The organism is Natronospira bacteriovora (genome assembly GCF_030848495.1).
GTDB lineage: Bacteria > Pseudomonadota > Gammaproteobacteria > Natronospirales > Natronospiraceae > Natronospira > Natronospira bacteriovora.
Genome location: NZ_JAVDDT010000001.1, coordinates 126,895 through 140,781, shown reverse-complemented (window position 1 = coordinate 140,781; position 13,887 = coordinate 126,895). Strand labels below are relative to the sequence as shown.

Annotated in this window: 14 protein-coding genes and 1 pseudogene; 8 read left to right on the top strand and 7 right to left on the bottom strand. The window is 60.7% G+C overall.

Features of this window, described 5'->3' with window-relative positions:
• Positions 1 to 13: 13 nt before the first annotated feature.
• Together RBH19_RS00695 and RBH19_RS00690 are read left to right on the top strand one after the other, a co-directional pair.
• Entirely contained in the window at positions 14 to 1,108 is a 1,095-nt protein-coding gene (locus tag RBH19_RS00695) for a Gfo/Idh/MocA family protein (protein ID WP_306726880.1), read from the top strand.
• Entirely contained in the window at positions 1,108 to 2,199 is a 1,092-nt protein-coding gene (locus tag RBH19_RS00690) for a DegT/DnrJ/EryC1/StrS family aminotransferase (RefSeq protein WP_306726879.1), read from the top strand. The genes RBH19_RS00695 and RBH19_RS00690 overlap by 1 nt, the downstream gene beginning before the upstream one ends.
• Positions 2,200 to 2,307: 108 nt before the next feature.
• Here the strand turns inward: RBH19_RS00690 and RBH19_RS00685 are convergent, their stop codons facing one another.
• Positions 2,308 to 2,763, bottom strand: coding sequence for a hypothetical protein (locus tag RBH19_RS00685; protein WP_306726878.1), 456 nt, complete (start codon positions 2,761 to 2,763; stop codon positions 2,308 to 2,310).
• A 153-nt stretch (positions 2,764 to 2,916) separates the two neighbouring features.
• Between RBH19_RS00685 and RBH19_RS00680 the strand changes: the two genes are divergently transcribed.
• A complete protein-coding gene (locus RBH19_RS00680) occupies positions 2,917 to 4,506 on the top strand; it encodes an AbgT family transporter (RefSeq protein ID WP_306726877.1) in 1,590 nt (529 codons plus the stop codon).
• A gap of 242 nt (positions 4,507 to 4,748) precedes the next feature.
• On the opposite strand, the gene RBH19_RS00675 is transcribed toward RBH19_RS00680, so the two are convergent.
• Positions 4,749 to 5,375: a hypothetical protein gene (locus RBH19_RS00675; RefSeq protein WP_306726876.1), complete on the bottom strand. Its 627-nt coding sequence runs from the start codon at positions 5,373 to 5,375 to the stop codon at positions 4,749 to 4,751.
• 197 nt (positions 5,376 to 5,572) lie between these two features.
• Between RBH19_RS00675 and RBH19_RS00670 the strand changes: the two genes are divergently transcribed.
• A complete protein-coding gene (locus RBH19_RS00670; protein ID WP_306726875.1) occupies positions 5,573 to 6,547 on the top strand; it encodes a hypothetical protein in 975 nt (324 codons plus the stop codon).
• 214 nt (positions 6,548 to 6,761) lie between these two features.
• Here RBH19_RS00670 and RBH19_RS00665 read toward each other — a convergent pair whose 3' ends face one another.
• The 4 genes and pseudogenes from RBH19_RS00665 to RBH19_RS00645 all read right to left on the bottom strand — a co-directional run bounded on the left by RBH19_RS00665 (position 6,762) and on the right by RBH19_RS00645 (position 10,201).
• Positions 6,762 to 7,220 (bottom strand): cysteine hydrolase family protein, encoded by a 459-nt coding sequence (locus RBH19_RS00665; protein WP_306726874.1) that lies wholly within the window; start codon positions 7,218 to 7,220, stop codon positions 6,762 to 6,764.
• 8 nt (positions 7,221 to 7,228) lie between these two features.
• Entirely contained in the window at positions 7,229 to 7,783 is a 555-nt protein-coding gene (locus RBH19_RS13660) for a hypothetical protein (protein WP_445353955.1), read from the bottom strand.
• Between the two features lie 99 nt (positions 7,784 to 7,882).
• A pseudogene (nhaC, locus tag RBH19_RS00650) lies at positions 7,883 to 9,377 on the bottom strand (Na+/H+ antiporter NhaC).
• A gap of 131 nt (positions 9,378 to 9,508) precedes the next feature.
• Entirely contained in the window at positions 9,509 to 10,201 is a 693-nt protein-coding gene (locus tag RBH19_RS00645) for a zinc metallopeptidase (protein ID WP_306726872.1), read from the bottom strand.
• A 139-nt stretch (positions 10,202 to 10,340) separates the two neighbouring features.
• On the opposite strand from RBH19_RS00645, the gene lipA reads away from it, so the two are divergent.
• From lipA to RBH19_RS00625, 4 genes are read left to right on the top strand one after another with little or no spacing between them, the layout of a single operon-like run.
• Positions 10,341 to 11,345: a lipoyl synthase gene (lipA, locus tag RBH19_RS00640; RefSeq protein ID WP_306726871.1), complete on the top strand. Its 1,005-nt coding sequence runs from the start codon at positions 10,341 to 10,343 to the stop codon at positions 11,343 to 11,345.
• 3 nt (positions 11,346 to 11,348) lie between these two features.
• Entirely contained in the window at positions 11,349 to 11,738 is a 390-nt protein-coding gene (locus tag RBH19_RS00635; protein ID WP_306726870.1) for a fluoride efflux transporter FluC, read from the top strand.
• Positions 11,728 to 12,192, top strand: coding sequence for a fluoride efflux transporter FluC (locus tag RBH19_RS00630; RefSeq protein ID WP_306726869.1), 465 nt, complete (start codon positions 11,728 to 11,730; stop codon positions 12,190 to 12,192). Before RBH19_RS00635 ends, RBH19_RS00630 begins: the two co-directional genes overlap by 11 nt.
• Positions 12,189 to 13,520, top strand: a complete 1,332-nt coding sequence (locus RBH19_RS00625) for an MATE family efflux transporter (protein WP_306726868.1) — start codon at positions 12,189 to 12,191, stop codon at positions 13,518 to 13,520. The genes RBH19_RS00630 and RBH19_RS00625 overlap by 4 nt, the downstream gene beginning before the upstream one ends.
• 72 nt (positions 13,521 to 13,592) lie before the next feature.
• On the opposite strand, the gene RBH19_RS00620 is transcribed toward RBH19_RS00625, so the two are convergent.
• Positions 13,593 to 13,847 (bottom strand): hypothetical protein, encoded by a 255-nt coding sequence (locus RBH19_RS00620; protein ID WP_306726867.1) that lies wholly within the window; start codon positions 13,845 to 13,847, stop codon positions 13,593 to 13,595.
• Between the last annotated feature and the right edge of the window lie 40 nt (positions 13,848 to 13,887).

Sequence of the window (13,887 nt, the reverse complement as noted above, 5' to 3'; positions counted from 1 at the left end):
TCAGGAGTAGAGCTTGTCTCAGGATAAGGAAGCATGCCTTCGCGCCGCCGTCGTTGGGGTGGGCTATTACGGCTCATTTCACGCGGAAAAGTACGCAACCCTGCCCGGCAGCAGTCTGGTGGCCGTAGCTGATCATAATGCGGACCACGCCGAGCGTGCGGCGACCGAGTACGAAGTCCCGGCCTATTCCGACCACCGTGAGCTGATCGGCAAGGTTGATCTGGCCAGCGTGGTGGTGCCTGCCAAGGGCCATTTCCAGGTGGCCCGTGACCTGATCGAAGCGGGTATACATGTCCTGATCGAGAAGCCCATCACCCGGACCGTGGAAGAAGCGGAGACCCTGATTGAACTTGCCCGCAAGCATGAGGTGGTTCTTCAGGTCGGGCATCTGGAGCGCTTCAACCCGGCGTTCCGTGCTTTGCCCGATTCCCTGCGCTCGCCGAGCTACATTGAGTCCCATCGTCTGACCCCCTTCCCCAAGCGCAATGCCGATGTCAGCGTGGTGCTTGATCTCATGATTCACGACATTGATCTGGTGCTTGCCCTGGCGGGTTCACCGGTGAAGAGCATTCAGGCCAAGGGCGTCTCGGTGTTCTCGGATGCACTGGACATGGTCAATGCCGTTCTGCATTTCGAAAATGGCACCGTAGCGAATCTTACGGCAAGTCGTGCCAGTACCCAGCCTCAGCGGACGCTGCACCTGTTCCAGCAGAATGCCTACACTACGCTCGACCTGCATGCCAAGGACCTTGTCATCCAGCATCGAAAATCCGAGCACAGTGACAGTATCGCCACGGAGGAGATTCGCTGCGACAATGCCGATGTGCTGCGTACGGAGGTGATGAGCTTCCTCAATGCCGTGCGTGACGGCAGTCCTCCGGCAGTGACGGGCGAAGACGGCCTGTCTGCACTGGCGACAGCCAACTGGATCATGGACGTGGTGGAGAAGGATCAATCACCCATGGAGCCGCTCGCCATCTTCGAGGACGGTGAGAATGGCAATATTTCCAGTCGGGTTCACCACGATCCCCATCCCGAGACCAATGAAACGGTGTTCTCGCGCAGCTCATTGGTTTCCGGCAAGGAAAAGGAAAACAAGGAGTCTTGATGGTCCCTCTTTTTGATCCCAAACCCCAGCACGAACGGGTTGCTGGAGAGGTAGAAGCCGCCAGCCGTGCCGTCATGGAAAGCGGTCAGTTCATCCTTGGCCCGAATGTTCAGGCTTTCGAAAAGGAAGTGGCCGATTATCATGGTGTGAACGATTCCATCGGTGTGGCCTCCGGTACCGATGCGCTCCACCTGGCGCTCCTGGCCGCCGGCGTGATGCCGGGTGATGAGGTCATTACGTCCCCGTTTTCCTTCATTGCCGGGGTGGAGGCCATCTATTATTGCGGTGCCGTGCCGGTGTTCGCCGATATCCGCGAAGACACCATGAACATGGATGAATCCAGCCTTGAAGGGCTGGTTACCGAGCGGACACGAGCCATTATGCCAGTGCATATCTTCGGTCTGTCCTGCGATATGCACCAGGTCATGAGCGTGGCGCGTCATCATGGGCTGAAGGTCATTGAAGACTGTGCCCAGGCTTTTGGTGCCCGCATTGACGGGCAGCCCGTGGGGAGTTTCGGCGACGCAGGCTGTTTCAGTTTCTTCCCCACCAAGAATCTGGGCGGCTATGGGGATGGCGGACAGGTCACCACGAATGACGCAGAGCTGGCTGCACGAATTCGCATGCTGCGCAACCATGGCAGCGAGCAGCGTTATTATCACGACGTCATCGGTTTCAACAGTCGCCTTGATGAGCTGCAGGCGGCTGCCCTGCGAATCAAGCTCAGGCACCTGGATGAGTTCAATGCAGCCAGACGCTATATCGCCGGGCGTTATCTTGAAGGCCTTTCGGGCCTGGATCTGAAGCTGCCCGTGGAAGGCGAGGGGTATCACCACGTCTACGGCCAGTTCACCATCCAGGTGAAAGACCGGGATGCCTTCCGGGCCGCCCTGAACGAGCGGGGCATTGCTTCAGCCATCTATTACCCCATTCCCCTGCATCGACAGAAGGTGACGGAAGGGCGATTCAGGGGTGTCCGGCTTCCGGTCTGTGATGCCGTTTCCGAGACCTGTGTCTCTCTTCCCATGTTTCCCGGAATGAGTGATGCGCAGGCGGATGAGGTGATCGCGGCGGTTCGGGCGGTGGTCTAGCCGGCCAGCCGGGCCGCGGTCGCCGAGGGTGCCCCGGAAATCAGCCCAGAAAAAAGCCCCGGCCGATGCTCGGCCGGGGCTTGGTCGTGCAGGGCGAGGTCAGGGGGCTCAGGCGGGGCGTTTGCCCAACCAGCGGCCGTACTCCTGAATGAAGTCGTGAATGATGGTTTCACGCGAGATTTCACTCACGGCCTGACCATGCTCCCCTTCCCGATTGAGGAGGATTTCCGCCCGGCCGATGTGGCTGTCCTTGCCCGGGTCGCCGAATTCCGAAAAGGCCAGGAAGATACGATGAAAGGCGCGGCCTTTCACGGAATAGGAAAACTCTTCCTCGTCGTCGTGAAACACCGATAGGGTGATCTGGTAATCGCGGCGCTCGATTTCGCAGCGGCGGTCATAGAGTTCCAGTTCTTCCTTCAGGGCCTCGAAGGCCGGCATGGCGGTATGGCTGATGAATCGGGAGATTTCCCGCCGGGCCTTTTCCACCGATGCATGGGACATTTCCGGCGGGGTGTCCGCCTGTTCTTCGATAACCCTTTTCAGTTCTTCACGCCAATTCGTCATTCTTGTCTCCTGCCAGAGAAACAGGACCCGTAGCCCGGGCGTTCGTCTCCCATTCTAAACCCGACCATCCGGTCAAAGGCAATCCCGCGCTTGCCCGCCGGTTCCGCCCCCGGTAGCATCCCCGGTTCCGTTTTCTAGTCGTGGAAGCAGTCGATGAGCAAGCAGACCCCCCCGTCAGAGACCCGCCGCATGGAGGAGCGGGGCTGGTTTACCCGTTTTCTGGACACCGTGGAATGGCTCGGCAATCTCTTGCCGCATCCGGTTACCCTGTTTGCCATTTTGTGCGTGATCATGATCGTGATCAGCGGTATCGCGGGCTTCTTTGATCTGTCGGTTCCGGATCCGCGACCGGGCGCTGATGACGAGATCCGGGCCAATAGTCTGCTCAATGGCGATGGGTTGCGCTGGCTGGTGGAGAATCTGGTCTCCAATTTCGTCGGCTTTGCGCCGCTGGGCGTGGTGTTGGTGGCATTGCTTGGGGTCGGGGTGGCGGACAAGTCCGGGCTTCTCAGTGCCGTGATCCGCTCCATCGTCCTCAAGGCCCCGCCCAAGCTGATCGTTGCCGCCCTGGTTTTCTGCGGCATCATCTCCAATACCGCGTCCGAGATGGGTTACGTGGTCCTCATTCCCCTGGCGGGCCTGATTTTTCTCGGCCTCGGCCGCCATCCCCTGGCGGGCATGGCGGCGGCCTTTGCGGGTGTTTCCGGCGGTTACAGTGCCAATCTGCTACTGGGCACCATTGATCCCCTGCTCGCGGGGATTACCCAGGAAGCGGCCCAGCTCATTGACCCGGACTATCGGGTGGACGCTACCGCAAATTATTTCTTCATGATTGTTTCCACTTTCGTGATAACGGCGGTGGGTACCTTCGTCACCATCCGGATCGTGGAGCCAAAACTCGGCAAGTATGACCCCTCGTTCGCTTCCGAAGACCTGAGCGACGAGACCAGTCTGGATCCCGTGAGTGAAACAGAGCGCCGCGGGATGCGGTGGGCCGGTATTGCGGCATTGCTCATGCTTGGGCTGTTCGCACTCTCGGTGGTCCCGGAGTGGGGCGTTCTGCGACACCCGGAAACGGGTGAAGTGGCGCATTCACCCTTCCTCAACGGTATCGTTGCCCTGATTTTCATCTTTTTCCTGGTACCGGGTGTTGTTTTTGGCGCGGTTACCGGTGAAATGCGAAATGACAAGGATGTGGTCAACGCCATGGCCAGCGCCATGAGTACCTTGGGCCTCTACATCGTCCTGGTCTTCTTTGCCGCCCAGTTTGTTTCCATCTTCGGTGAAACCAATCTGGGCCGGATTCTGGCGGTGATGGGCGCGAACGGTCTGCAGAGCATTGGCCTGACCGGGCCCCTGGTATTCCTCTTCTTCATCCTGATGTGTGGAATGGTCAATCTCAGCCTGGGCAGTGCCTCGGCCCAGTGGGCGGTCACGGCACCCATTTTCGTGCCCATGCTGATGCTGATCGGTTATAGCCCGGAAGTCATTCAGGCGGCCTACCGCATTGGTGACTCGACCACCAACATCATCACGCCAATGATGAGTTACTTTGGCCTGATCATGGCGTTCATGGTCAAGTACGACAAGCGAACGGGCATCGGCACCATCATCGCGATGATGCTGCCCTTCAGCATCTTCTTCCTGACCGCCTGGATTCTTCTGTTCTTTTTCTGGGTCTTCCTGCTGGGCATGCCGGTGGGGCCCAGCGCGCCAACCTATTACGACATCGGGGCCATCTGAAGACAAGGGGCGGCCACCACGGCCGCCCCGCTTTTAGTCGTAATCGTAGTCGTAATCGTAATCGCAATCGGGTTTTAGGCAGCCAAGAGCGACGAGCAGCGAGCTACGGGAAAAACCCTCAAAGGCCGCACAAAGAGTGTGTCGTCTTTTTTGCTCGTAGCTCGTAGCTGCCCAAAACCCGATTACGACTACGACAACGATTACGACTAGGAGGGCCGGGGTCGCTGGTAGTTGTGGGGGGGTTAGCGGAATCTTTCCCAGCCCCAGGGCGCATCAGGCTGTTCAATCGGGGTGTTCAGGTCGAAGGTCAGCTGGAATACCTCATCGACACCCCGGCGCTGTACCTGGTACTGGAATACATCCCCGTCCACCCGAATAGTCCAGTAGCCGCCGCGACTGTTGGGCAGCATGGCCAGGGTTTCATCGTCCACCGGAAATGCCAGCTCGGTACCGTCAGCCGGCGGGCGGGCCAGGCCACCGTAGAGATTGATCTGCTGCTCACTGCCGTCCGGATCACGGTGCTGGTGCTTGAGTGTGACGCCCCAGGCGTGCCGTTCCAGAACCCAGGTGCGCGAGTGGTCGTCGCCCACATGCAGGGGAATCAGCATGCGGGAGCCCTCGCAATGCCGGATATCCATCACCACGGCCTGATCGCGGAAGCTGCCATCGCCGCCACGCGCCGACGTCAATTCACCCTCGAAGGCCCGTCCGCAATAGGGGCGAAGCGCTGTCCAGAGCGCGTGTCCCGGACCGGAATCCGCCGCCGGGACAGTGGCGGGGGATGTCTCCGTGGGGTCCGTGGTGCCAGGGCTGGCACAGGCAGAGCCAAGGGCCATGCCAAGGAACAGAATGGCTGTCATCAATCGCATAGTCGCTCCTGTTGCCGGGTTCGGGCAGGGGAGAGCCCTGCGGTGGAGTCTCTCGTCTGCGTGCGTATAATAGGCTCCCGGCTCACGGCGGAAAAATCAATATCGCCCGGGTTCAGGGTAGCCGAAAGAAGTGGATTCCCGGCAGTGGCGGGAATCAGGCCATCATAGCGTCTTACAATAACCAGGGGTTGGCTCTCATGACCAAGATCGCCTTTCAGTCAGCTGCGGACAGGCACTCCAGCGAAAATCTGGAGAAGACCCTGCTGAACCCGGTGATGCTCTCGGAGCTGAGTTCCATTCGCGGAACGGGGATTGCCGAGGAGCTGGCAACCATTTACCCGGGTGATATGGCGCGTGTGGGTGGTGTCAAGCTGGGCAAGGACGGTGAACAGAAGGCCGAGTGGGAAAAGCTCCAGCGCGGTGACGTGGTTCTGTTCATGAAAGACGACATGGTCTTTCTGTCCGGCATTGTCACCTACCTGGTAAAGAACCCCGATCTCGCCCGGGAGCTCTGGGGGGAAGACGAACGGGGGCAAACGCCTGAGTGTATTTATTTCGTGGATGAGGTGAAGGATCAGTTCATCCCCCGCGAATCCGTCAATCGCCTCTGTGGTCTGGAGGAAGGTTACGAATGGCCCGGGTTCGAAGTGCACCTGGAGGAAAAGGCAGCGCCGGTGGTGTTCGGCTACCAGCTGGAGAGTGCAGTCTATTTCCCCATCGTCAGCGAAGACGAGTACAAGGAAGTGGTGAAGGAGATCGATCGCACCATGCCGCTTGATACCGAGGGGCGTGTTCGGCTGCGCAAGGAAGATGGCTTCCTGCGGGATCAACTCTTCCGGGGCAAGGTCATCGAGGAATGCGCCATCTGTGGTCACAAGTACCCGACGCAGTTCCTTATCGCCGCCCACATCAAGGATCGCTGGCATTGCACCACGGAAGATCGGCTGGATTACGAGAATATTGCCATGCCCCTGTGCAAGCTGGGCTGCGAAGAGCTTTATCGACGCAACTACGTCACCGTGATTGACGAACGCGTGGCAATTACCAAGGCCCGGGTGGACAGCAATGACCTCAAGTCCATTCTCGTCAAGCTCCAGGGACGCGTCTGCCCCTGGTTCAAGGGCAGTCGGAAGTATTTTGATTGGCATACCCGCTTGGGCAAGTATTTCTAAAAGTCGTAGTCGTAGTCGTAGTCGTAGTCGTTGTCGGGTTTTTTCAAGCAGCGACGAGCAGTGAGCTAAAAGAATGCCCCAATGTCGTGTGGGCTTTAAGGGTTCCGCTTTTCGTTTGTTGCTCGTAGAAGATTAAAATCCGACAACGACAACGACAACGACAACGACAACGACAACGACAACGAGGTCGGGGCGTTACCGCCCCTCGTTATCCTCACTGCAAGTCCAGATCCCTCTCGTACCCGCGCCACCAGCGGAACTCGTGCTGGTTCTGGTAGAACCACTCACTGAAGTCGCCCAGCGTATTGCCGGGATGGCGGTCGCTGTCGTAATCCCCGGTTTCGTAATAATCCCGAAGTCCCTGAAGCGAGCGCAGATAATCCACCCGGAATCGGGCATTGAGATTCGGGTGGGCTTTCTGCAGGACGGACTGGCGAACCTGGGAAGCATGGATGATGGCATCATCCAGGGCATTGATGACCGGGGCTACGTCGTCACCACCCGGTTCCCAGTCGTGGGGCAGACGGTTTGCGCGCCGTGCGGCTTCATGGGCGTAATCCAGGGACTTGAAGATATGGCTGGCGTTTTCCCTTTCCTGGCGGTCCCAGGAAACGCCTGTCTCACAGGCTGCGAACATCATGGTGAGCAGCATCACGGCTAGCAATCGGTTCATGGTTGGCATCATTCCGGTTCCTCGTTAGCGGTGGAACGGCAATCGACTTCCACTTCGGCGTGGATCCGTGCGAGGCCGCTCAACAAGCCGCTGGCCATGATTTGCCATTCCCCGTTACGGTTTTCCGCGTTGAGCTGAATTCGGCCGAATGCGGTTCCGTCCACTTCCCGTACCCGTGGCTGGATGGTGGCTTCACTGCCGCTGGGGCAGTCCGGTTTGCTAACCACATCACCCTCGATTTCCTCACGGGTACCGGCGTGACGGTTATCCACGGTAATGGAAGTGACCCGCGGATCATCGAAGGGGGTAGCTTCGCCGTTTTCACGTGGTTCGTAATGGGACAGTAGCTGGAAGGCCACGACAGCCAGCAGCATGATGCCGTAGAAGAGGATTTCCAGCCCCCCCCGGCCCTTGCTGATGGGGTCCTGCTCTTCCTCGCCGGTCTCCCGGCTTGGCTGCAGGGTACGGCTGGCTTCTTCCGGCGTCAGATCTCGCTGGGGAGGCTGTGACAGGTCGACCGGCTTGGCACCGTATTGCGGCGTCGGATGTTGACGATGTTCCATGGCGCGTCAGCGTCTCCTGGGGTGGACGGTTCTGAGCCCTATCAGATAACAGAAGACCCCCGAAAGGCAAATTGTATCCCGGCCCGGCGCCGTTGGCCCTCAGTCCGTGTCCGCCGTCGTTTCCAGCCCCGGCTCTTCTTCCAGCGAGGTCAGGCGGAAGCCGAACCAGGCGTATCCCGCGGCCAGAACGGGGTTGATGAGATTGAAAAAGCAGAAGGGCAGATAGGCGAAGGTGGCAACGCCCAGGGTGGCCGCCATGTAGGCACCGCAGGTGTTCCAGGGGATGAGAGGGGATGAGAGGGGAGGTGAGGGTGCCGGCATCTTCCACCGCGCGTGACAGATTGACGGGGGAGAGGCCGCGCCGATGAAACTCCAGGCGATAGGTACGCCCGGGGAGAACGATGGCCATGTACTGGTCGGCGGTCACGATATTCACGCCAATGGCCGTCAACAGGGTGGTGATGACCAGGGAGCCGGCGCTGTGGGCTGTCTTCAGCGCACTGCTGACCAGCCGCATCAGCAGGCCGGACCTCTCCATGACAGCCCCGAAGGTCATGGCGCAGATGATCAGCCAGATGGTATTGAGCATGCTGCTCATGCCACCGCGGGACAGCAGGCTATCCACATCCCCATCGCCAGTGCTGGCCACATAGCCATCGAACAGCGTGCTCCAGACACCGCTGAACAGGCCCAGGGCGCCGGTGACCCCTTCGGCTGCCATGTCGGCCACGCGTTCCCCCTGAAAGATAAGCGCGAAAACACCGCCCACGAGGGCACCTAGCAGAATGGTCGGAAAGGCAGGCCATTTGCGATAGGCCAGATACATCACCATGAATACTGGCAGAAGGAGATACCAGGCAATCTGAAAATCCGCCTGCAGGGCCAGCAGGGTCTGTTCCATCTGGGTGTCACTGGCACGGCCGTCGTTGCGCAGACCAATGACGGCGAATAACAGCAGGCTGATCACCATGCTGGGGATGGTGGTCCAGAGCATGTGCCGAATGTGGGTAAACAGTTCCGTGCCGGAGACGGCGGGCGCCAGGTTGGTCGTGTCCGAGAGAGGTGACATCTTGTCACCGAAATATGCCCCGGAAATCACGGCACCCGCCGTCACGGCGAGTGAAAGCCCCAGGCCACCGGCGACCCCGATCAACGCCACGCCAATGGTACCGGCGACCGTCCAGGAACTGCCCACACTGAGGGCGGTGATGGCGGCGATGATGCAGGCCGCCACATAGAACCAGCTCGGATCCAGCAGGAGCAGGCCGAAATAGACCATCGTCGGCACGGTCCCGGACAGAATCCAGGCGCCAATGAGGGTGCCGACGGCGAGCAGGATCAGAATCGCCCCCGTGGACAGGCTGACGCCACGGGCGATGCCGGCTTCCAGGTCTTTCCAGCGAAAGCCGTTCTTGAGCCCCACCAGGATGGCGACGCCGGCGCTCAGAATCAGCGCGATCTGGTTGGGACCGTAGGAGGAATCGGCACCGAAAAGGTATACGGAAAGTGAAAGCAGAATGATGAGTGTCAGAATCGGCAGCAAGGCATCCAGCAGGGTGGGTTCTTTCTTGGGGGCATGCGCCGTGCTCATCATGGGCCTCACTGTCCGGAAAAGGCGCCCATTCAACCGCTTTTATGCTGTCAGGGCAAGCGGGGTGGCGGGCCGCGTGGCGGAGCGCCGCGAAACGGTCCACATGACCCTCGAATGAATCAATCAGAGGCTTCCTAAGGTCGAAGAATCCGCATCCACAGTCCCAGATTGATCAGCGAGGCCAGGGACTGAGCCACATAGGTCAGCGCGGCGGCTCGCAGGATTCGACGGGCTGCCGCCTTGTCTTCGGGATGCAGGTAATCGCCCTTCTCCAGCAGGGGCAGGGCGCGTCCGAAACTGGCATCGGTCTCAACCGGCAGGGTGATCAGATGGGCCACGGCCATCATCAGCATCATCAGCAGCCCGGCACCCAGCATCCAGAGCATGATCCCGGGCAGCCGCAGCACCACGGCCAACAGGGGAGCGGCCACGATCAGGCCGAGTCCGATGCGCTGCAGTGGCTGGATCATGCCTACCAGACGCTGGCGCCAGTGAAACAGGGGCATGCCATCGGCATGCTGAATGGCGTGCCCCAGCTCATGGGCGGCCACGGTCACAGCCGTCAGTGAACGGCCATCGTGGTTTTCCGGTGACAGGCGGATGGTTGCACTGTCGGGATCGTAATGATCCTGTCCGGAGTCGGTTCGCTCTACCCTCAGCGCCTCAAGGCCGAGGCGTTCGGCCAGATGGTGGACAAGCTCGGCCCCGGTTCCGGGGTAGCGATCCGCAGGCTGATGGTACCGCTGCATGACGTGCCGCACCCGCCAGCCGGGCAGGGCCACGGCGGCCAGCAGCATCAGGATCAGCAGGATGATCAGCATGGGCACTCCATGATGGGAATCGACGGTCGGTCCACGCGGGAGGCGGGGTGGCAACGTACCGGAATGAATGAGAAAATACCACTTTCAAGGTCAATTCGGGCGCCGTCACTGGCGGTGCCGCTGATCCCGTCCCCCGGAGCGTTTCATGAGCGATTTCAAGGGCATTCCCATTGTTCGCAGTGGTGAAAAGGTGCGCAAGCCCCAGGGCTTCACCGCCATCAAGGATGGCATGAAGGCCCGCAGGGATGCCCCGGAAGTGCCTCGTGGTGGCAAGCCGCGTTGGCTTCGGGCCCGCATCCCGGCGGGGGAAAAGTATCAGGAGACCCGTCGCAACGTGAAGGAAAACCGCCTGGCCACGGTGTGCGAGGAGTCCAAGTGCCCGAACGTGGGCGAGTGCTGGAACAATGGCACCGCCACCATCATGCTCATGGGCGATGTCTGCACCCGGGCCTGTCGCTTCTGTTCCGTGGACACGGGCAATCCGCGCGGTTGGCTGGATCCGGAAGAACCGGCCAATGCGGCCCGCTCGGTCCGGCTCATGGATCTCAAATACGTGGTCCTGACGTCGGTGGATCGGGATGACCTGGATGACGGCGGCGCCCAGCATTACGCGGACTGCATCCGGGAGATCAAGCGGGTCAATCCCGAGACCGCGGTGGAAGCGTTGACGCCGGATTTCTGCGGTCGCCTGGAGGATGTGGAAACCGTGGTGGATTCCGGTATCGAGGTGTTTGCCCAGAACGTGGAAACAGTGGAGCGCCTGACCCACGTGGTTCGCGACCGGCGGGCGGGCTACGAGCAGACCCTCAAGGTACTGGCCCATGCCAAGAAGCACCGTCCCGAGGTGCTCACCAAGACCAGTCTGATGCTGGGTCTGGGCGAGACCGACGAAGAGATCGATCGCACCATGGACGATCTGCGGGCCGTCGGGGTTGATATTGTCACCTTCGGGCAGTACCTGCAGCCCACGGCCAACCACTTGCGGGTGGAGCGTTTCGTGCCCCCCGAGGATTTTGCCCGCTACCGGGAATGGGGCCTGGCCAAGGGCTTCCTGGAAGTGGTTTCCGGGCCACTGGTTCGTTCCAGCTATCGCGCCGACCGGGTTCTCGAGAAGAACAATGTCGGCATGGATGACGAACCGGCAGCCTGAGGCGTGGTTGCCTGGCTGGGTCTGGCCTTCGGTGGCGCTCTGGGTGCGGTCTGTCGTTACCTGGTAAGCACCACCGTCTCCCGCCTGCTGCCCCTGCGCTTTCCCCTGGGCACCCTGACCGTCAATATTTCCGGCGCCTTGATGATCGGGGTGCTGGCCGGCATGCTGGGCGCCGGCCTGATTCGGCCGGCGGTGGATGAGTGGCTGTGGCTGAGCCTGGGGGTGGGGTTCTGCGGCAGCTACACCACCATGTCCTCCTGGAGCCTGGATACCCTGAAACTGGGGCTGGAGGGTTACCCCTGGCGAATGCTGGCCAATTTTGCATTGACGTTCTCGGGTTGCCTGCTGGCCGTGATGGGTGGCTACTGGGGAGGCACTTTCCTTGTCGCCTGAGCGTCCACGGCCGGATCTGGCCATTGCGGTGGCCATCGGCGGGGCGATCGGCAGCGGCCTTCGTCACGGGGTGGATGTGCTTCTTTCACCCTGGCTTGGCGCCCTCCCGGATCCGGGGTTCGAGGCCACCTTCCTTGTCAACGCCGTCGGCTGTTTTCTGATCGGGGTGCTGGCGGTACTGACCGGGCGCAGAGGCCCCTTGGGCAATGGGCCCCGCTTCCGGGCCTTCATCATCACCGGCCTGCTGGGCGGTTTTACCACCGCTTCCCTGTTCAGTCTTGAGGTGCTTGCCCTGATACAGGCCGATGAGCTCGGGATGGCCGGGCTTTACGTGCTTGCCTCCTTTTCCATCTGCCTCGCCGCCGTCTGGCTTGCCTATGCCCTGACCTGGCCGGTACTGCATGGGCGCGCGCTGAGGCGGCGTTCGGCCATGCGTCGGGCGGGTCGCCCATGAAGGGCTCGGTCTGGCAGCGTTCACGCTATGCCCTGATTCTCGCACTGCCGGTGCTCGCCGCCATGGTCTCCCAGAACATCATGAATCTGGTGGATACCGCCATGGTGGGCACCATCGGTGATGCGGCACTCGCCGCCGTGGGTCTTGGCGGTTTCGCCATTTTCATGTTCCAGGCACTGATTCTTGGTATCGGTACCGGGGTGCAGGCCATGGCTGCACGCCGCAAGGGAGCCGGAGACACCGGGGTCATGGCCGAGCCCCTGAATGCCGGCCTGATGCTGTGCCTGCTGGCTGGCCCGCTGTTGTCGCTTCCGCTTTTCTTCGCCGTGCCCGGATTTTATCCCTGGTTGAACGGCGACCCGGAGGTGATCGAAAAGGGGGTGCCCTATCTGCAGCTGCGGGTTCTGGCCATAACCTTCATGGGAATCAACTGGGCCTTTCGCGGTTACTGGAACGCCATTGATCTGGCCAGAATGTACCTGTTCACGCTGGTGAGCATGCATGTCCTCAACATCCTCCTGAACTACCTTTTGATCTTCGGCAAATTCGGATTTCCCGAGATGGGCGTGACCGGGGCCGGTCTGGGCACCGCGCTGGCGACCTTGTTCGGGAGTCTCGTTCATCTCGTTCTCGGCTGGCGTTATGCGCGCCGGGCCGGTTTCGCCTTGCGTTTTCCGGCAGGAGCCGTGTTGCAACGCCTGATACGCCTGGCAGGACCCAGTGGCATCCAGCAACTGTCCTTTTCCACCAGCTTTGTGGTCCTTTTCTGGATCATTGGGCAGATCGGTACCCGGGAGGTGGCAGCGGCCAGTGTGCTGATCAACATCATGCTGTTGGCGGTGCTGCCGGCCATGGCGCTGGGCCTGACCACGGCCAGTCTGGTGGGGCAGTCCCTGGGGCGTCGATCCGTGCGGGAAGCTCACCGCTGGGGATGGGATGTGGTTCGCCTGGCTCTTTTCATGCTCGGCATTCTGGCTCTGCCCATGTGGCTGGTGCCTGAACTGCTTCTGTCGGGTTTCATCCACGATGAGGAAACCCGGGCGCTGGCCGTGACGCCCATGCGTCTGGTTGGCGTATTCATGGTGGTGGAAGCCTTCGGCATGATTCTGATGCACGGGCTGCTTGGCGCGGGAGATGCGCGAAGAACCATGATGGCGGCCGTATCCATGCAGTGGCTGGGTTTTCTGCCGATTGCCTGGGTAGTGGGGCCGGGCCTCGGTGGTGGCCTGCTGGCCGTGTGGCTGGCCCAGGGTGCCTACCGCTTGGTGCAGGCAGTGGTCTTTACCCTGATGTGGCAGCGTCTGCGATGGGCTCGGGCGCAGGCCTGAGCGTGATGTTCAAAAAAAAACCGCGACTCAGGGTCGCGGTTCAGATTCAAGGCTGACGGGGGCTGCCTGGGGTCAGGCCCGGGTATCCACCAGTTGCCCCAGGGCTTCCTGACTTTCCGCGGCTGACTGGATAACGCGAACGCCGGCACCGGCCTGAGCTTCGTAACTAATGTTGTTCACCATTGCCTCGGTGATTTCCTGCGGCTGGGATTGGTCATTGCTTCCGGCAGCCGACTGGCTGGCAATGGTCCGGGCCGACTGGGTCATGCCCACTTCTGCCCGCTGAATGGCCTGGGCGCCGTTCTGGAAGCTGTTGCCGATGTCCATGCGGATTCCTCCCGCTTGTGGAACCATGCCCGGATTATAG